The following is an 18,561-nucleotide window of genomic DNA, read 5'->3' on the forward strand; positions in this document are numbered from 1 at the left end:
CTTTTGTGTCCGGAAGGTTGCTAACGGGAATGCCTGCTGCCCCGCCGCCGCTTGGCAGCAGCCTTGTTCAACGCATGACCGCCCGTCCCGCCGCCGACTGCCTGCTGCTGTCTTGTTGCAGGACTGTCAATGGCTGCGTTGGTTCCCCCTGCGCTGTACGTTCCTCCCCCGCTGCCGACTTGAGTCGCTGAGGAGGTCCTGCTGCCCTTAGGGAGCTTAACGGTCTGGTTATTAATGACAACGACCACCTCTTTGCCGTGCAGGTAGGGAAGGGGCAGGTATGCCTTGCCGCCGCGCCGTCCTCTGCTTCCCAGGTTTGTTGCGTCACCTCCGGCACCGACACTCTGCTGCTGGCGGGTATAGGGTGATGCAATGGCTGCGTTGCTCCCGCTGGCGCTGCTTCTTCCGGCTCCGCTGGCAATCTGTGTCGTATTCGCCGCATTGGTATATTGGTTGTTGATGACGAACACCAGCCGGTCTACTCCTGCCAGCGGGGTGCGGGTAATGATCTTCCGTGCTCCTTTTTGAATAATGACGATGATCCGGTCCTGCCGTTTCTGTATGGGTCTAGCCATCCGTCTCATTCCTCCCGTAGTATAGGTTCCCTTACCATTAATGCGGTCAGCCGGGAAGCGTGAGCAATCCGGGCGCCGCAGGAGGATAAACCAGCAGCAGCCCAGCAGCCCTGATTTTTGAACAAAAATGAAACTCCAATGAAAAGCCGGGAAAACTCCTGAAAGTATTTAAAATTTTGCTTGTATGGATCGTATCGAGCGTGTAAGATATACGAAGGTTTTTAATAAAAGACTATTCTATAACTCATATAATCTTGGGAATAAGGCCCATAAGTTTCTACCGGATAACCATTGTAATTATCCGACTATGAGTGAAATAGCGCATCTAGGGTTCCGCTTTTTTATGCTATGGCATAAGAGAGGCTGGTCCAAGCGATGCGGACACAGGTATGTGTTACACCACTAAGGGACAAAAACCCAGAAGGACAGATTCACTTGAGAGAAGCGCTCAAGGGGATCTGTCTTTTTTTGTGTTTAGGAAATTATGATTTCACTTCTTGACGCAGGTGAGCAATGCTAAGTGGAAAATGGGAACTTATTCCTCCTAAAAATCAACAATTGAGAGATTTAAGTGGAAAAAGGGAACTTAATGGGGTCATATTCCTTCGTCAGGAGCGAAATGAGCTCAATTAGTTAACCTTTTTCCACTTAGAGTCGGCGAAGGATTGATAAAGGGTTATCCAAGCATAGCTAAACTAAAAATTGATTCAGTCAAGGATGGCGTAGCCGTTCAGTTCTTGAAAAGGGAGGGCATTTGCAGCATGAAAGTTCTAGAGGAACGCATAAGGGAAGAGGGTCTCATTCTGTCGGATACGGTGCTTAAGGTGGACTCTTTTTTGAATCATCAGGTGGACACGCAGCTTGCGCTGCAGATTGGAGAAGAGTTCGGGCGCATCTTCGGGCATCTGCCGGTTACCAAGGTCCTGACCGTTGAGGCCAGCGGCATCCAGTTCGCCATGGCCACCGGAATTGCGCTGGGAGTGCCGTTCATTTATGCCAAGAAAAAGAAAGCTGTTACCCAATCCGAAGGCGTCTATTCGGCACCGGTGCATTCTTTTACCCGTCAGGAGGATTACCGGATCAGCATCTCGCAGAAGTACCTGGGTCCGGGGGATAAAGTGCTGATTATCGATGACTTTCTGGCTACGGGGGCAGCGCTGGTGGGACTGGCGGATATTGTGAATGAATCGGGAGCGGAGCTGCTGGGCGTGGGCTGTGTGATCGAGAAAAGCTTTCAGGCAGGCCGGAGCCTGCTTGAAGACAGAGGCATTGCTGTCCATGCACTGGCCAGAATCGCGTCGATGTCGCCGGGGGAAGTCCATTTTATCGGAAATCCAGAAACAGCAGAAATGATCAAGGAGAGTGTGGAATGTTAAGCAAACAGAAAATATTAGCCCTCGGGCTGCAGCATGTGCTGGCGATGTATGCCGGAGCGGTCATTGTGCCGCTTGTTGTCGGAGGGGCGCTGAATCTAAGCGGAACGCAAATGGCCTACCTGATCGCGGCGGATCTGTTCACCTGCGGTCTGGCTACTCTGCTGCAGATTATCAGCAGCAAACATTTCGGCAGCGGGCTTCCGGTTGTGCTGGGCTGTACGTTCACTGCAGTCAGCCCGATCATCGCTATCGCTTCGGGCTCTAATCTGGCAACCGCCTACGGAGCGATCATTATTTCCGGCCTGTTCGTCGTTCTGGCAGCCCCGGTTTACGGGAAGCTGCTGAAGTTCTTCCCTACAGTAGTTACCGGCTCTGTAGTCACGATCATTGGCTTGTCATTGATTCCGGTAGCCATGAACAATGTGGCGGGAGGCCAGGGCAGCGCCGATTTTGGAGCGCCCCGCAATCTGCTGCTGGGCCTTATCACGCTGCTTGTGATTCTGGCCGTGAACCGGTTCACGACAGGCTTTATGCGCTCGGTATCGGTCCTGGTCGGGCTCGTAGCCGGTACCGTGATCGGTTATGCAATGGGTATCGTTCATTTCTCTACCGTGGGCAGCGCCTCGTGGGTCAGCATTGCCCGGCCCTTCTATTTCGGGTGGCCTGAATTCAGCATTACCGCCATCTTCACGATGATTATCGTCAACATCGTCTCTATGGTGGAATCAACGGGTGTGTATTTTGCCGTAGGCAAGGCTACGGACCAGCAGGTGGAGCAGAAGCAAGTCGTGAATGGCTTGCGCTCCGAAGGGCTTGCAATCATGCTGGGCGGTCTGTTCAACGCCTTCCCGTATACGGCGTTTTCCCAGAATGTCGGCCTGCTGTCGCTGACCCGCGTCAAGACGCGCAATGTTATTTTTGCGGCAGGCGGAATTATGGTTGTGCTCGGGCTGCTGCCCAAGCTGGCGGCGCTGACGACCGTGGTACCGAATGCCGTGCTTGGCGGTGCGATGATTGTCATGTTCGGCTCCGTGGCGGCATCCGGGATGTCGATCCTTTCTGAGGTTGACCTGCGCAAGGACGGCAATCTGCTGATTGCGGCTTGCAGTATCGCTGTGGGACTGGGGTCAGCAGTGCTGCCCTCCATGTTCGACCAGCTGCCTGAATTCGCCAGAATGCTGCTCCAGAATGGAATTGTCTCCGGCTCGCTGACCGCCATTATTCTGAATATCTTCCTCTCCAGAGCACAGGACAACGTTGCCCCTGCTGCCGCAGCACCCGAAGTCCAAGTTAAGTAAAATATTGCAAGTCCTGAACGCTAAAAAGTTATTCTGCCGATTCCGAAATATAATTGGAATCGGCTTTTTTTGCTTTATCTATTAAAGTGTTCCACGGTATAATTTGCTAATCGCGGATGAGAGGGGAGAGAGGATGAAGAAATATTGGCAGAGTATTGCAGGCAGTCTCCTGCTGGTTCTCATTCTTCCGCTGTTCTCGACCGTTCAACTGATAACGGATGCACAGCACAAGCCGGTTTTGCGGCAGGGACTCATGGATTTACGCGGTTGGGACTTTGGAGCGGATGGTCTGGTCAGGCTTAACGGGGAGTGGGAGTTCTACCGCAATAGGCTGCTTGAGCCCGGGGATTTCCAGCCGGGGCATGCGTCTCCGCCTGCTATCTCCACAATGATCAATGTCCCGGATAAGTGGAATGATTATATTTCCGCAAGAGGTAAAAGTACGGCTAAAGGCTATGCCACATACCGGATGCAGGCCTTGATCACGCCGGGTGAAACCGTCGTTTACGGCCTGCGAACGAGTAATATCCGCACGGCAAGCAAAGTGTATATGAACGGCCAGGAAATCGGCAGCAGCGGTATTCCGTCCAGTTCTGTCTCCGCCGGCAAACAGAACAACATCCCTTATACGGGCTTTGCGTCTGTCACCGGGGACAGGCTGGAGATCATTGTGCAAGTGTCCAATTACAGCTACTCTTCGGGCGGGATTGTCCAGCCGGTCATCCTTGGAGACCAGACCGCCATTCTGAAGCACCGGGAATTTGCGCTGATTGCGGATGGGGCGGCGATGTGCGGTTTTTTCATTCTATCCATATTTCTGCTGATGTTCTCCAGAGTCAGGGAAGGCCGGGGGATTACGCTGTATCTGGGTCTCTTCTGCATGTCGGCGTTCGTGTACATTCTGACCCACGGAGAAAAGCTGATTGCCTGCGGCCTGCCGGGCCTGCCTTATGAAATCGTACTAAAGCTGCAGTTAATCTCTTCCACGCTGGTCTACTATTATTTGCTCCGGTACGTGGCCAACTCCATTAATTATCCGATGCCCCAGGCTGTGATGAAGGCTTCGAAGTTCATTACTTCCCTGCTGCTGGTTATCGCGGTATGCGTACCTGCCTATTATTTCAGCTTCCTGGAGGCTCTGCTGCTCACCTGGGGTTCTGTCAGCCTCAGCTTTGTGCTTTATGTCATGGTCAAGGGCACCAAGCAGCAGCCCAAGAATACGTTTCTCATGATGGTCAGCATTGAGAGTCTGAGCGTGGTGATCCTGTATTATCTGATTAGCTTATCGAGTATACACCTCAGCTATAATGTAATTTCTTATGAAATCATCCTGTTCGGGTTCGTACAGGCCATAATGATGACCCGAAAATACAAGTCCTCATTTCTTGAGGTAGAGCAGCTGTCCCGCCGTTTGGTTACCCTGGATGGCCTGAAGGACGATTTCATGGCGGATACCTCATATGAACTGCGCAAGCCGCTGCAGGGCATTGTGAATATGGCCCAGACACTGGCTGATGGCGCTTCAGGAGCTTTAAATCCGCAGCAAAAGGAACAGCTGTCCATGATTGTTTCGACGGGAAAACGCCTGGGCTCGTTAATCAACGACATGTCGGATTTCGCCAAGCTGAACCACGGGGATTTGTTTCTGAAGCGGCAGGCGGTGGATTTGCGTATGGTTGCGTCCTCTGTCCTGGAGGTTACCAGCCACATATCCGCAAGGAGGGGCCTGGAGTTCAGGCTGGAGCTGCCGGAGCCGCTGCCGCTGCTGGAGACGGACGAGGAACGTCTGTCGCAGATTCTGTTCAATCTGTTGGCAAATGCCGTGAACCATACCCATAAAGGTGTGATAACACTCTCTGCCAAGGTTAAAGAAGAGTATGTGGCCGTCATCGTGGCGGATACCGGACAGGGGATTGCCCCTGAGCGTCTGGGAACGATCTTTGATGCCTATGATCCAAAGGCCGCGGATGCCAAAAAAACCTATCATGGGCTCGGTCTGGGCCTCGGCATTACCCAGAAGCTGGTGGAGCTGAACGGCGGAAGTATTGAAGTGCAGTCTACCCCCGGGGAAGGTTCGGAATTTACCTTTACACTGCCGATATTAAAGGAGAGAACGGCCTTTACGGATCAGGAGGTTCTGGAGCCTACGGGATGGGAGTCTGCAGCCGCTATGGAAATGGCAAGCGGGCTGCCCGATCTCCCTGGCGGAGAAGAAAGCTGCTTCATACTGATCGTCGATAATGATCCCGTCAACCGCCAGGTGCTGGCTAATGCGCTGCGTCTGGAGAATCATACAGTCATCACAGCGGAGAGCGGTCCCGAAGCGCTTCTGCAAATGCGGGACTTTCCTGAACTGGATCTGATTATTACCGATTGGGTCATGCCCGGTATGTCCGGCTTTGTATTATGCAAGGCGATCCGCGAACGGTTTATCCTGTCGGAGCTGCCCATTCTGGTGCTTACAGCCAGCAACCGGCCGGAAGATATCCAGGCGGCCTTTGAGGCGGGCGCCAATGATTACCTGAGTACACCGGTAGAGCTTCGTGAATTCAAGGCGCGTGTGCGTACGCTGCTGGATATGCGCAAATCCATCCGCACCTCGGTACAGACAGAAATCGCTTTTCTGCAGGCCCAGATCAAGCCGCATTTTCTGTACAATGCGCTGAATGCCATTATCTCGGTCTGTCCCGATGATCCTGATATGGCCACGGAGCTGCTCTTGGATCTAAGCCAGTATCTGCGCAGCAGCTTCGACTTCCAGAACCGCGGACAGACCGTGCCGATCGGGAAAGAGCTGAAGCTGGTAAGATCATACCTTGCCCTGGAAAAAGCACGCTTTGATGACCGCCTCAACATTGTTTTTGATCTGCCGCAGGATACGATGGCGCTGGTGCCGCCGCTCTCCATTCAACCGATTGTGGAGAATGCCGTGAACCACGGACTGATGCAGAAGGAATCCGGCGGTACCTTGACCCTGTCCATCAGAGAGCTTCCCCGGCATCTGGTTGTTGCCGTAACGGATGACGGCGTCGGCATGCCGCAGGAGCGGATCGCTGAGATTTTGTCGGAAGAGCGGACCGAAGGGGGCATCGGCCTCCGCAACATCCAGCGCCGGCTGCTCAAAATGTACGGGGCAGGTCTGTCTGTCATAAGCGTGCCGGACCAGGGAACGACGATTTCTTATACCATACCGAGAACGGGCACAACCCGAGAATAGGAAACAAGAGGTGAATCCGGCCCATGAAGGCAATATTGATCGATGATGAGAAACCTGCGCTTCAGCACCTTGAACGTCTGCTGGCCAAGGATGGACGGCTGGAGATCAGCGGAAAGTATACCTCGGCACGGCTGGGCCTGCAGCACCTGCAGCAGGAGCGGGCCGATATTGTCTTTCTCGATATCGGCATGCCGGAGATGAACGGGCTTGAGGCCGCGGAGCATATCGCGGTCCTGGACCGTAGTATCCGTGTCGTCTACATTACTGCCTATAGCGAGTATGCTATTGAGGCTTTTGAGCTGAACGCGATTGATTACCTGCTGAAGCCGGTAACCTCCCAGCGGTTAGGCAAAACGCTGGAGCGGCTGGAGAGCTATGAGAAGCAGTCCGTGAGGGAAACGGAGCCCGCTGCTGAAGCGCGGGCCCTCTCTATTCTCGGCTTCAAGCGGCTGGAATTTCTGGATACCGGGGAACCTGGAAGGAAGCTGCAGTGGCGGACCAGCAAAGCGCAGCAGGTTTTTGCCCTGCTGCTCCATAATCACGGGCAATGGATGCTCAAGGATACCATTGTTGATCTGGTCTGGCCGGACTTCGGGCCGGAGAAGGCGGTAACCAATCTGCATACGACAGTCTATCATATCCGCAAGCTGCTGAAGAACTGGGGCATGGACGTGCTTGTCGAGTTCTCGCAGGAACGTTACCGTCTAACCTATAAGAACGTGTCTTACGATGTGGAGGAATTCGTGCGGGGGTGGCGTGGAACTCCTGTGGAGACCGATCAGGAATGGGCCAGCCGGGAAAAGGTGCTGTCCTTGTACCGGGGGGACTATCTTGCCGAGAATCATTATGACTGGGCCGAGCCGAAGCGCAAGGAGCTGCAGACCGCCTATCTGCAGATGGCTCTTCGTTCTGCGGAATACGAATTGGGCTCAGCCCGGCCGCGTGAGGCATTGGCCCGCCTGATTTCCCTGCAGGAGATCGATCCGTATTCGGAGGATATTTGCCGGCTGGCCCTGCGGAGTTATGCCGACCTGGGTGATTTTATCGGATTCAGGAAACACTACGAGAAATACAAGGCCCTGCTGTATAGCGAGCTTGGCGTCCATCCCGGCAGCCTTATAGACAGCTGGGTCCAGAGAGTATTGTAGAATATATTGCCAATAATATTGCAAGAGCATAGAATTTAGTGGAGCCATGCCAGATAATATAGATAGGGATGGAGTAAGAATGAATGACAAAGTCGTAATGCCGCTATGGACCTTCTGCCTCTTTATCGTTGTGATGAACACCACTATGTTCAATGTCTCGCTGCCCACAATTATTCAAGATCTGCATATTTCCGCCGATCTGGGATCGTGGGTGATCTCCAGCTATTCTATCGGCTATGCCCTGTCTACGGTGATCTACAGCAGACTATCCGATCTGGTGCCCATCCGCAGGCTGCTGACGGTCGGCCTGACTACGCTGGGTCTGGCTTCGGTAACCGGGCTGTTTGCGCACAGCTTCAATGTTCTGCTTATTACGCGGATTCTCCAATCCGCAGGCGCCGGAGTGATGGCTGGCCTTGGACTGGTGCTCGCCAGCCGGTATGTGCCCGTGGCCAGACGCGGTGCCGCCATCGCCATGATTTCAGTCGGAAGCGCTATGGCTTTCGGTCTGGGACCGATCGCAGGCGGCCTTATCAGCCAATATTTTGGCTGGAACGGGTTGTTTGGCATTACCTGCCTGGTGCTGCTTGTTCTGCCGGTGCTGCTGTACTTGCTGCCCAAGGAGCAGCACCAGGCGGCGGTCTTTGATCTGTACGGAGCAGCGCTGACGGTTATCAATGCCGGGAGCCTGCTTGTGGCTGTAACCAGCCAATCCTACATATGGCTTGCGGTGAGTGCCGTGTCTTTTGGGATTCATGCCGTACATCTCCGCAAAGCCCGGGATTCCTTCATTAATCCCAAGCTGCTCCAAATGCCCGGGTATCTGAAGCTGACCGCCATCGGCTTCAGTATTTTGGTGCTGAACCTGGGTAATTTATTTCTGATGCCGCTTGCACTGGCCAATCTATTCCATCAATCGGCGCTGATGATCGGGCTGTATATTGCCCCCGGTGCCATTGTATCGGCATTTCTGACCCGTTTTGTCGGCCGCTGGATTGACCGGTACGGAAATTTGCGCTTTCTGCTGATTGGCCACGGGGTGCTGGCCGCTGTCCTGGCTGTCTTTGCACTGGAGCTGCCGGCATCACCGCTCGTGCTCTTGTTCGGGTACCTGTGCTTCTCGCCGGCTTTTTCGGCAACCATGGCTTCCCTGAATAATGAGGCCTCCGGCATATTGCCGCGCACCTGGATCGGGTCAGGGATGGGGCTGCTGCAGCTGATCCAGTTCTTCGGCGGATCGGTCTCCGTTGCCGTCTGCGGATTGCTGCTGCATGCCCAGCGGACACTGGCGCCAGCGGGCGCTTACCGCAATGTCTATGGCCTTCTGCTTGCGGTAAGTCTGTGTTCCCTGAGCCTGGTGCTTTTATATCGGCGCTCCCGATGGATGGAGTTGAAACGAAATGGCGCTAAGAGCGTATCAGAAGCATAATAGTGATCAGGAAGGATGAGGAAAAAGTGGATACTGGAATGAATGTGATTCTGTTTGAAAAGATGCCGGAAGGCGAACTGCGTGTCATTGAGGAGCGCACCTGGAGCATGAACATGGTTGCGGCTCTGGAGCATGTCAATTATATTGTGGTTGGCAGCCGGGAGTATGAAGCCGTGGAAGGGCGGCTGAATGTGGATGCGGGAAAGCTTGAGCTCCTGCTCGTCCCTATGCGCACAGAAGAATAAGGTCAGAGAGGAGGGTCTCAAATTGGCACAAGATGAACAAGCAAAGGAACCAGCGAAAGAACCAGTGAAAGAATCGGCGGCATCCAGACTATTCACCCCGGACGGCAAACCAATCCGGGTATTGTCTACGTCGCTGGGCATTGCCCTGCTGGCCAATGCTTTATTTATTCCGGGGGGAGCCGGTGCAGCAGGCGGCAGCTCTGAGGAACCGACACTGGTGTCCTGGTCCACGGAGGAAGTCAAAGCTTATTTTGACAAGAATGTAGACTGGAATATCCCTTACCCGGAAGAAAATGCCGGAGAGGTGCTGCAGGAAGGACAAGGAGTAGTCACCTCAGGCGGAACAACGGTAATCAACAATTACGGCGGCTATAATTCCGGCTTCGGCTGGGACGATCTGCTGCTGTACCACATGTTGTTCAACAGCGGCTCATTTTATTCATCAAGAAGCTGGTACAATGACCGCCCAACTTATTATGGCGGCACACGGACTAAGTACAAGGCACCAAGCTATAACAGCGGCAGCTTTCAGAACAAACCTGTAGCCGGTTCAGTGGTTAAGCCCCGTACCTCCACCTCGTCCACCGGCTCGATCACCAGAAGGAACACTTCGAGCAAGGCAGGCGGAGTCGGCGGCAAATCCAGTGGTCTGGGCTCGTCCAAGAGCGGCAGCTCCAGCAGCAAATCAGGCTCTGTCTCGAGATCAGGCTCCGGCAAAAGCGGTTTTGGCGGATGAGCCCTGCAGACAGCGTCTTTGAATACCTTGACCAGTCGGGACTGGAACGGGCACCCCGTGTAGAACAGCTGCATAAGCTTGGATTTACCTGGGCTGATCTGGAAGATGAGGAATACTGGCTCGACGCGGTGGCCGTGATGCGCGGCGAGACTTATAAGGAGCTTGAGGAGGCTTCCGTTAAGCTCTGGAGCATCCTTGACAAGGCCGTCCGCTATGTGCACCGGCGGCATGATTTGTATGATTTGCTGGGCATTCCTCCGGTACTGTGGCAGATGCTGGACGACACTCCGCTGCCGGAGCCGGGGCTGATCAGCCGGTACGCCAGATTCGATTTCGCGGTAGCCGGCGACGGCACGATCAAGCTGCTGGAGCTGAATGCGGATACACCAACCGGCTATGTAGAAGCATCCATTGCTACGCCTTGGATTTGCGGGCAAGCCGGTATTTCAAGCCGGAACAATGGAATGAAGGAACAGCTGGCAGCTGCCTGGGGCATCGAACAGCCGGATACGGCAGCTTGTGTCGCTTACGGGACCCATCAGGAGGATTCCGGAACGATTGAGGCGCTGGTGGCGCACAGCGGTCTGGATATCCGCTGCGTCGACTGTCTGGATCTGTGGATCGACGAAGGAACGGTCAGGGATGCGGAGAACCGGATCATCAAGCGGATGTTCGCCCTCTATCCGAAGGAATGGATGGCGGTGGACGATGGCGGCGAGGCGCTTGCCTACGCCATTGAGAGCGGACAGCTTCAGCTGTTCAACGGCCCGCACAGCATCCTGCTGCAGTCCAAGGGGCTGATCGCCGCCGTATGGGGAATGTATGAGCTGGGGCTGCTCTTCAGCGAGGAGGAACGCCGGGCGATAGCCAGCTACATTCTCCCAACCTACAACAAGCCGGTATTCTCCGGCAGCTTTGTGTCCAAGTCCGTCTTCGGCCGTGAAGGCGGCTCGGTGCGGATCTTCGATGACAGCGGGGCGCTGGAGCTGGCCGATGAGGATGGCTTCGACAGCAGTGTGCTGTTCCCGACGGTATATCAGAAGCGGGCAGAGCTGGCCCGTATCCAAACCCCGGAAGGGGAGCTTCACCTGCTGACCGGCATGTTCGTGATCAACGGCGTGCCTTGCGGGCTTTTGGGCCGCGCAGGCGGGCCGATTACAGGCAACGCCAGCCATTTTATCGCGTTAGGAGTGAGAGGGCTTGAAGATGAACAAGGATAGTAACCGATGGAGCAGCAAGATTCGTGCTGGAGCAGTTCTTGGCATGCTGTTGATGGCAGTGCTGCTGCTTGGCGCATGTTCCGGCAACTCGGACAGTGTATTTCATACAGATACGGAGACGACCGACAGCGTATCGCGCGTGCCGTGGGACTACCGGGTGGTGGAAGGTACGGTGGGGGACCTTATCGGCAGCGATATGACGGTACTGCCGGACAATGAGCTGCTTCCGAACGACGGCAATTATGCCACCGGCGACAAGATATGGACCCTGCAGTTTATGGATGCCGAACTGGTAACCGATGCGGACCAGAAGAATGATATCCGCTTGTCTTCCTGGTCCACGATCAAATCGTATGCAAGCCAGAAGGCCGCTGCCGAAGATTTGACCCGTCTGAAGGTGTCCATTACGACGGATGTGGATCTTGTCGGGGTATACAAGACAGAGTACAAGAACAAAACAAGAAATTTTGCCGTGGTTGAGCTGCCTTCCGGCAACCGGATCAAGCAGCCGATCGATGATAAGCGGTATAAGGCGCTGGAGAAACAAAAGAAAGCCTCCGTGGTGCTGGAGGAAGTGCATGATTTCGCCGATTATGATTCGGCCTACGCAAAATTCCGGGGGTGGGCAAATTGACGATTGTTATTAATCTGGTAGTGAGTGTGTTGACGATTATTCTGCTGCAGGTGCTCGGGATGGTTGTATTTACCCTGATGACTCCGTTCAAGGACATGGATGAGTTGAAGAAGGGCAATGTGGCTGTAGCGCTGGCCCTTGGCGGCAAATTTCTGGCTACGGCGATTATCCTTGGTGTGGCGGCATATACAAATACCTCAATCTGGTTCATGATGCTCTGGTTCGCGGTGGGCTATGTCTGCCTGATTGCCGCCTACTGGATCTTCGAGCTGTTCACGCCGGGGTTCAAGATCTCGGATCATCTGAAGCAGGGGAATGTTGCTGTAGGCGTGATGCTCTGCCTGGTGTTCGTCGGCACGGCATTTGCCGTCAGCAGTCTGATCATTTAAGCCGATGCATTTTCTGCTTCGTTTGTCCGGCAAGCTGATGCGTCTGAAGAAGAAGTCCATTGGGCTGATTATCCTGGCTTTTGTTGTGATTAGCGCAACTATTGCCTTTTTATTGGAGCCGGGAACCTTCAGTAACTGGTTCAACGCTTTTTATTGGGTCATGACAACGATGTCCACCGTGGGCTACGGCGACTTTTTTGCCGCCACGGTGGCAGGTAAGCTGTTTACCATGTTCCTGTATGTTTTTGGCATAGGACTGCTCAGTTTGGTTATCGGGAAAGTTATTGATGCCATGGGGGAACTGCAAAGAAGGAGAGGAGCCGGGACGTTGAGCTTTCACGGGAAAGACCATGTGGTACTGATCAATTGGAACCGCAAAACGCAAGCTGCTGTTGACGAGATTCTCTGCTATACGCCGGACTGCCGGATTGTCATCATTGACGAGAGCGGCCAGCACCCGCTACAGCAGCTGGAGCATGTCCACTTCATCAGCGGCGACCCTTCCAGCGACGACATCCTGTTGAAGGCTGGAATTGAAGGAGCCAAGGCTGCCATCGTATTCGGGGATACACGGATCGACGAGGCTTCCCTGACGGATGGCAAAACCCTGCTGATTGCCTCCAGTATTGAGCGGATTGCCCCGGAGGTACATACCACTGTGGAGATTATGCAGGAAAAGAACATCCAAAACTTCCGCCATGTCCATGTCAATGAGTTCGTGCTGTCGCATGATGCCATTTCCAGACTGGCAGTCCGTTCCGCGCTGCAGGAAGGGAATTCCGAGGTCATCACCCAGCTGCTCAGCCGTGAGCATGGGGATGACATCTATGAAATTCCGCGGGATGCCGCCTGGCATACCTATGGCGATGCCTTTCAGGCACTGCTGCGCCGGGGGGCGACGCTGCTGTCAGACCGGGGAGATCTCGGCATCAACCGCAAGCTGGACCAGCCGATCCCGCAGGACGCCAGGCTCTATATCGTGTCGGATGAGGAGACTTACCGGCAGATTAAGGGCTAGCAGGCCGGCAGGCCTCATATCCTAATACATTAACCAGAGAGCTGCAGGGGATGGGTTGGCCCGGGCAGCTCTCTTTCTTGTTATCCAGGAAACGGCTTGCTCACCGGCTTCATTCGCCAAGACTAGTTGGAAAAAAGGGACTTATTTTACCTAAAATAAACAATTGTGAGGGTTAAGTGGAAAAAAGGGAATTTAATTGGGCTAGTTTACTCCGTTAGGGCCGAAATGAGCTGAATTAGTGTACCTTTTTCCACTTCATCTGCAGAGAATAGGGTCCTGGGGCAAATTAGTTAACCTTTTTCCAACTTACCCCCGTGGCATGATGAATTCGGCTGTTGTCCAGAATGAAGGCGATTTCATGAGTTTCAGGATTAACAAGAATGAGCAGAACGCAAAGAAGGCTCTACCGGCATACCTAATCGGTCTGTTCGGAATGTTATTGTCGGTAGTCATTGCCCTCGGCATACTAGGTCTGACGGACTTCGAGTTATATTCGTATTCCATCTTGTTCGTTTTTCCTTTGGGTGCGATTGCCTTGGGTATGATTTCAACGTCGGTCTACACTTGGCGGATCGTAACCGGAGGTTATGAGCCGTCCAGGCAAAATTATGCGGTATCATTAATAATGGCGCTCATCACATTTTTCAGGTATTCGGATCTTATGGTGGAGACAAAATCAAAATATTTGCCTTAAAAATCGGAGAATATGGTGGTATTTTGCTAAAGACTTGATTTGTAGCGATATCTTAGTACAATGGTTTTATGACTACTCAAAAAATAATAAATGATGAGCTCAGAGTCAAAATATTTAAGGCGTTAGCTGATGAAACAAGATTGGACATCATACGAGCTCTATACGCCAGCAAGAAGGAGATGAATTGTGGAGAAGTAGGACACATTCGCGATACTACGAAATCGAATACTTCGTATCACTTACGTACTTTAAAGGAGGCGAAATTGATCAAGGTACGAAAAGAAGCTCAAGCGAAGTATATGAGCATCGATTTGGAGACATTTCAAACTTACTTACCCGGATTTCTGGATACGTTGTAGAAAGAAATTCTTTTTTTTTCATTAGTTCAATAATCTTTGAACTATAGAACTAACTACAAAGGGTGAATAGAATGATCAAATTAACTGCTTTATTTTTCCTCATCATGTTTGTTATCGGTACGGATACGTTTTTGATTTCTCCGCTTATCCCTACTCTTCAGAGCTTGTTTCATATCCCGACCGAATTTTCCGGTTGGATGGTGGGGTCTTATGCTTTAGGTTATGCCATTTTTGCACTGATTGCTGGACCGCTTTCCGATGGATGGGATCGCAAAAAAGTAATGCTTTCCGGCATGGTATGCTTCTCGGTTTCAACCATGTTATGCGGCTTTGCCACAGGTTTTTGGTCGATGTTCTTCTTCCGTTTTTTAGCCGGAGTCAGCGCAGCATTTACGGCGCCTCAAGTCTGGGCCTCGATCCCTGCTCTGTTTCCAACGTCAAAAATCGCCAAAGTATCAGGAATCGTCATGGCAGGCTTGGCTGCTTCTCAAGCGTTCGGCATCCCTATTGGAAGTCTGCTTGCCTCAACCCATTGGTATTATCCTTTTTTTACAATCGGTGCATGTGCATTATTGGTAGCGGTATTCATCTTCTATGCTTTGCCCGAAATGAAACCGAATCAAGGCCAAAAAACCAAGACTCCGATTTTCAGTAGATACATCCCACTATTGAACAGCCGAATGGCGAGAAAGGCTTTCCTCGCTCATTTCTTATTTCAATGTGGATTCTTTGCTGCCTTTTCTTTCATTGGAAAATGGGTGACGGATCGCTTTCACCTTTCAATTGATCAAGCGGGGTACGTTATGTTTTTTCTTGGTCTCGGGAATATAGTCGGGAGCTTCGGCGGTGCCTATGTGATCAAAACGTTAAACCGTTTCAATACGCTGGTTATGGGCTTTCTTGTCTCTATCGCATGTTTTATTATTTTGCCTCATTTGCCATCGGTTGCGGCTTTCGAAAGTGTTTACTTTTTCATATTCGTTAACATGGGGATCGCTTTTCCCCTAATATTGGGAATGCTGAATTCATTAAATCCGACCATCCGCGGCACGATCTCCAGCTTAGCCAATTCAATCATGTACGCTGCGACAACGCTCGGTTCTTGGATCGCAGGCCTGATTTACGCGACTTTTAACGGTTTTTCCGCCGTAGGCATATTTGCGGCTATATGCTTTGCCGGTTCGTTGTTTTCTTTCATATTCAGCGGTATTTTGACCAGTCATGCGAAAACAAAGAAGGAGTTTGCATCATAAATGCATAGAAGAAATTCATATGGATATTCTAAATCTTTCAAAATTCAACATCCTAAGTATTAGTGAGAATGAATTTGATTTTCTAATACAAGTGGTGACGAACTCTCCACCTTTGGCTTGCCCTCATTGTGGATGTATAGCCAACCTCTACAAACACGATAGCAGGGAACAGATCTGCATGGACTTGCCTATTCACGGTAAGCGTGTAGGCCTTCTTATAAAGCGTCAGAGGTATCGCTGTAGAGACTGCAATCGAACCTTTTGGGAACACTTAGACCACACCATAGACGAAAAGCGAAACTGCACCAAACGATTATTGTCTTATATAGAGAAGCACATTATTAAGCCAAGATGCGTTTTAACCAACATTGAGGAACGTACTTTATTAGATGTTTTGCCCAATCGTAACAAGGCAACCGTTGTAGGCTACCTCTCAAGCCTTCCAAATAGAGGACAAATACGATACGTCACAATGGATATGTGGCAACCGTATAAGGACGCCGTGAGGGCTATATTGCCAAAAGCTCTTATCATCGTCGATAAGTTTCACGTTGTCTGTATGGCAAACCAAGCGTTAGAAACCATTCGTAAGCAGCTCCGAGAAGGATTATCGCAAAAGAACGCCGCGGGCTGATGCACGACCGTTTTATCCTCCTAAAACGCCATATAGAGCTTACAGAGATGGATAAAATTACGCTTGACCTTTGGACAAAGAATCATCCTTCTCTCGGCACTGCTTATGACTTAAAGGAATCATATTTCGATATTTGGGAATGTGATAGCAGACAGACGGCATTCCTTAAATACATCGAATGGAAAGCTAAAATACCAACTGAACTGCAATCCTCTTTTGAACCACTTACAAAGGCTATGAAGAACTGGGAAGAGGAAATATTCGCCTACTTCGACCATCGCATTACAAACGCTTATACGGAGTCTCTAAACAGCCTTATTAGAGTCATTAATCGTTTAGGTAGGGGATACTCTTTTGAAGCCCTACGAGCTAAAATACTCTTTGCAGAGGGACTTAAAAAGCAACGTAAGCCTAAGTACCAGAGGCGGCTTGATAGCTACGATCTACGGAAGGAAAACTTCCCGATGTTTAATACGACACCTATTGGAGTTGTTCGTGAGTCAGAAGAATTAATCTTGCTGGGAATCGATTTTTCCACCATAAAATCCGAATACCCCATTTTTCTTGATTCAATATGGTGAATATCGGACAACCCATGTAACTGAAGACAATACGATCAATCATCAGTTTAAAGGTGAACCTATCAGCAGCTACACAGATGAGAAGGGAAATGTCCTTACGTTTCCTAAGTATATTGCCTTTAAACTGAGGGCTAGCGAATTAAGCTTAATACACCGTGGCGGTGAGGTCGTTGAAATGGATTCATCCTCAGGTTCCAACTGGTTAAGTTAGAGTTTGAGCCTTGTCGGACTCCTGTTGGGCGAGGCTTTTTCAGCGACGAAAAAAAATCGTACTTCCAACTACGGAGTCGTTTGCTGTACAGGGGTTTCGTTATGTGAAAACGGTGTAACTCTTTCGCATTGAACTGGCATTCGCAGGCAATGCCCGAACATGTTTAAGGTATTTAATCATAATCGGCTAAGAGAACTGAAGCGGCTACACTGTCCAGTGAAAGGACGGCGTAGCCGTTTGCTCCAGAAAAAATTGCATCCTTTATTGATTTTGACACATAATGATCAATTGTATAGTTAATTCTGTGACTTATGTTACCGTTATATAATATAGATGACAGATAGTCCTCCTTAGGATGTGATGGATTGACAAGTAAACGCAGTGCAGCAACCCTACTTGTACTTTCTCTGCTGCTGGCTTCCTGCAGCGGCGGCAAAGAAGCAGCTACCGGCCCCACCGCTACAGCGGGTGAGACGGTAACTGCATCGCCATCTCCATCGGCCATTACCAGCCGAAGTACAGATAACCGGATAGAGCGGCAGGAGCTGAGCACATTTATTGCGAAACAGCTTACCGGTCCTTACGGTGTGTACACTAATCTGCTGGAGACAGACGAATCCGGGGAAGCGGCCAGCGGTCATGAGGTGCTGAGCGAGTCTGCCTCGCTCCTGATGAGCGCAGCTGTGCTTGCCGGCGATAAGGAGCAGTTTGCCGGCCAGTGGGCGTTGGCGCAGCAAACCTTTGACATGGAAGGCGGCTTCAGCTACCGCTACAGCCCCAAGCAGCAGAAGCAGTATCCTGTGAATGCTGCGGTGGATGACTTGCGGCTGATTGGCGCCCTGTATGAGGCGGGAGAGGTTTTTGATGAGCCGGCTTATACGGAGCAGGCAGATAAATACGCCGAGCGGTTCTATGATAATAATGTAAAAGAAGGATACATGCACGATTTTTATGACAAAAATTACAAAACTACGAACAACTTCGTAACTTTGTGTTATATTGATTTGGGCACATTGCGAAAACTATCGATATCCAGCGAATTACGCGGTATATTAATGCATAACATGGATGGAATTCTGGAGGGGGGCTACCTCTCGGATTCGTTCCCTTTCTATGAGACAAGATTCGATTATCATACAGGAGCTTACAGCTCTGAAAATATCAATACGGTGGAATCACTGCTGAGCATTTTACATTTGGCAGAGACGGGCCAGCAGAAGCCTGCGAGTATCCGCTATATCAAGGAACAGGTCGCGGCCGGAACCCTGTATGGGCAATACTCCCGTGAAGGGAAGCCGCTGAATGATATCCGTTCCACAGCGATCTACGCCCTGGCGGCCATGATCGGCGCTGAGGCCGGAGACGAGTCACTCTATCAAGCAGCTATTGCGAGAATGAACGAATTCCAGATCAGGGATGCGGACAGTCCGCTATTCGGGGGATTCGGCAATACGGATACCGGACAGGCGTATTCTTTTGACAATCTTATGGCTTTATTGGCCTACTCTTATTCACACTAAACCACAGTAACGAAGGTGAGTCCG

At 51.4% G+C, this 18,561-nt stretch carries 16 protein-coding genes, 1 pseudogene and 1 riboswitch; of the genes and pseudogenes, 16 read left to right on the forward strand and 1 reads right to left on the reverse strand.

The genetic code is table 11. From position 1 onward, the window contains the following. Positions 1-20 precede the first annotated feature (20 nt). The gene (locus tag BLQ82_RS26725; protein ID WP_062525732.1) at positions 21-575 is read right to left on the reverse strand and encodes a hypothetical protein; all 555 of its coding nucleotides are present in this window, start codon (positions 573-575) and stop codon (positions 21-23) included. A 224-nt stretch (positions 576-799) separates the two neighbouring features. Continuing rightward, positions 800-903: riboswitch (purine riboswitch) on the forward strand. Positions 904-1,336: 433 nt separating this feature from the next. Between BLQ82_RS26725 and BLQ82_RS26730 the strand changes: the two genes are divergently transcribed. From BLQ82_RS26730 to BLQ82_RS26805, 16 genes and pseudogenes are all read left to right on the forward strand, one after another. Further along, a complete protein-coding gene (locus BLQ82_RS26730) occupies positions 1,337-1,951 on the forward strand; it encodes a xanthine phosphoribosyltransferase (protein WP_062525730.1) in 615 nt (204 codons plus the stop codon). After that, entirely contained in the window at positions 1,945-3,249 is a 1,305-nt protein-coding gene (locus BLQ82_RS26735) for a nucleobase:cation symporter-2 family protein (RefSeq protein WP_062525728.1), read from the forward strand. The genes BLQ82_RS26730 and BLQ82_RS26735 overlap by 7 nt, the downstream gene beginning before the upstream one ends. A gap of 133 nt (positions 3,250-3,382) precedes the next feature. After that, positions 3,383-6,466 carry a hybrid sensor histidine kinase/response regulator gene (locus BLQ82_RS26740; RefSeq protein WP_062525727.1) on the forward strand — a complete coding sequence of 1,028 codons (3,084 nt, stop codon included), beginning with the start codon at positions 3,383-3,385 and terminating at the stop codon, positions 6,464-6,466. A 23-nt stretch (positions 6,467-6,489) separates the two neighbouring features. Beyond that, positions 6,490-7,614 carry a response regulator gene (locus BLQ82_RS26745; protein ID WP_062525725.1) on the forward strand — a complete coding sequence of 375 codons (1,125 nt, stop codon included), beginning with the start codon at positions 6,490-6,492 and terminating at the stop codon, positions 7,612-7,614. Positions 7,615-7,693: 79 nt separating this feature from the next. Beyond that, positions 7,694-9,043, forward strand: coding sequence for an MFS transporter (locus BLQ82_RS26750; protein ID WP_062525723.1), 1,350 nt, complete (start codon positions 7,694-7,696; stop codon positions 9,041-9,043). A 26-nt stretch (positions 9,044-9,069) separates the two neighbouring features. Then, positions 9,070-9,288, forward strand: a complete 219-nt coding sequence (locus tag BLQ82_RS26755) for a hypothetical protein (protein WP_208810739.1) — start codon at positions 9,070-9,072, stop codon at positions 9,286-9,288. 22 nt (positions 9,289-9,310) lie between these two features. Beyond that, a complete protein-coding gene (locus BLQ82_RS26760; protein WP_082722763.1) occupies positions 9,311-10,024 on the forward strand; it encodes a hypothetical protein in 714 nt (237 codons plus the stop codon). Continuing rightward, positions 10,021-11,244 carry a glutathionylspermidine synthase family protein gene (locus tag BLQ82_RS26765; RefSeq protein WP_062525721.1) on the forward strand — a complete coding sequence of 408 codons (1,224 nt, stop codon included), beginning with the start codon at positions 10,021-10,023 and terminating at the stop codon, positions 11,242-11,244. Before BLQ82_RS26760 ends, BLQ82_RS26765 begins: the two co-directional genes overlap by 4 nt. Before the next feature lie 43 nt (positions 11,245-11,287). Further along, positions 11,288-11,878, forward strand: a complete 591-nt coding sequence (locus tag BLQ82_RS26770) for a signal peptide protein (RefSeq protein ID WP_425281121.1) — start codon at positions 11,288-11,290, stop codon at positions 11,876-11,878. After that, complete coding sequence (locus BLQ82_RS26775) at positions 11,875-12,267, forward strand: DUF350 domain-containing protein (RefSeq protein ID WP_020427415.1); 393 nt, start codon at positions 11,875-11,877, stop codon at positions 12,265-12,267. Before BLQ82_RS26770 ends, BLQ82_RS26775 begins: the two co-directional genes overlap by 4 nt. A gap of 4 nt (positions 12,268-12,271) precedes the next feature. After that, complete coding sequence (locus BLQ82_RS26780) at positions 12,272-13,285, forward strand: potassium channel family protein (RefSeq protein WP_062525719.1); 1,014 nt, start codon at positions 12,272-12,274, stop codon at positions 13,283-13,285. A gap of 358 nt (positions 13,286-13,643) precedes the next feature. Then, positions 13,644-13,979, forward strand: coding sequence for a hypothetical protein (locus BLQ82_RS26785; protein ID WP_143013567.1), 336 nt, complete (start codon positions 13,644-13,646; stop codon positions 13,977-13,979). Between the two features lie 68 nt (positions 13,980-14,047). After that, positions 14,048-14,338, forward strand: a complete 291-nt coding sequence (locus BLQ82_RS26790; protein WP_039273287.1) for an ArsR/SmtB family transcription factor — start codon at positions 14,048-14,050, stop codon at positions 14,336-14,338. A gap of 71 nt (positions 14,339-14,409) precedes the next feature. Next, positions 14,410-15,591, forward strand: coding sequence for an MFS transporter (locus tag BLQ82_RS26795; protein ID WP_062525715.1), 1,182 nt, complete (start codon positions 14,410-14,412; stop codon positions 15,589-15,591). Positions 15,592-15,610: 19 nt separating this feature from the next. Next, a pseudogene (locus BLQ82_RS26800) lies at positions 15,611-16,806 on the forward strand (ISL3 family transposase). A gap of 576 nt (positions 16,807-17,382) precedes the next feature. After that, the gene (locus BLQ82_RS26805) at positions 17,383-18,537 is read left to right on the forward strand and encodes a glycosyl hydrolase family 8 (protein ID WP_062525713.1); all 1,155 of its coding nucleotides are present in this window, start codon (positions 17,383-17,385) and stop codon (positions 18,535-18,537) included. Positions 18,538-18,561: the final 24 nt, after the last annotated feature.

This window comes from Paenibacillus jilunlii, from assembly GCF_900102965.1.
In the GTDB taxonomy this organism is placed as follows: domain Bacteria; phylum Bacillota; class Bacilli; order Paenibacillales; family Paenibacillaceae; genus Paenibacillus_AQ; species Paenibacillus_AQ jilunlii.

Excerpts from the sequence above, each read along its gene's own strand:
- BLQ82_RS26725 (WP_062525732.1), bottom strand. The coding sequence starts at position 575 with ATGGCTAGACCCATACAGAAACGGCAGGACCGGATCATCGTCATTATT.
- BLQ82_RS26730 (WP_062525730.1), top strand. The coding sequence starts at position 1,337 with ATGAAAGTTCTAGAGGAACGCATAAGGGAAGAGGGTCTCATTCTGTCG.
- BLQ82_RS26735 (WP_062525728.1), top strand. The coding sequence starts at position 1,945 with ATGTTAAGCAAACAGAAAATATTAGCCCTCGGGCTGCAGCATGTGCTG.
- BLQ82_RS26740 (WP_062525727.1), top strand. The coding sequence starts at position 3,383 with ATGAAGAAATATTGGCAGAGTATTGCAGGCAGTCTCCTGCTGGTTCTC.
- BLQ82_RS26745 (WP_062525725.1), top strand. The coding sequence starts at position 6,490 with ATGAAGGCAATATTGATCGATGATGAGAAACCTGCGCTTCAGCACCTT.
- BLQ82_RS26750 (WP_062525723.1), top strand. The coding sequence starts at position 7,694 with ATGAATGACAAAGTCGTAATGCCGCTATGGACCTTCTGCCTCTTTATC.
- BLQ82_RS26765 (WP_062525721.1), top strand. The coding sequence starts at position 10,021 with ATGAGCCCTGCAGACAGCGTCTTTGAATACCTTGACCAGTCGGGACTG.
- BLQ82_RS26770 (WP_425281121.1), top strand. The coding sequence starts at position 11,288 with ATGCTGTTGATGGCAGTGCTGCTGCTTGGCGCATGTTCCGGCAACTCG.
- BLQ82_RS26780 (WP_062525719.1), top strand. The coding sequence starts at position 12,272 with ATGCATTTTCTGCTTCGTTTGTCCGGCAAGCTGATGCGTCTGAAGAAG.
- BLQ82_RS26785 (WP_143013567.1), top strand. The coding sequence starts at position 13,644 with ATGAGTTTCAGGATTAACAAGAATGAGCAGAACGCAAAGAAGGCTCTA.
- BLQ82_RS26790 (WP_039273287.1), top strand. The coding sequence starts at position 14,048 with ATGACTACTCAAAAAATAATAAATGATGAGCTCAGAGTCAAAATATTT.
- BLQ82_RS26795 (WP_062525715.1), top strand. The coding sequence starts at position 14,410 with ATGATCAAATTAACTGCTTTATTTTTCCTCATCATGTTTGTTATCGGT.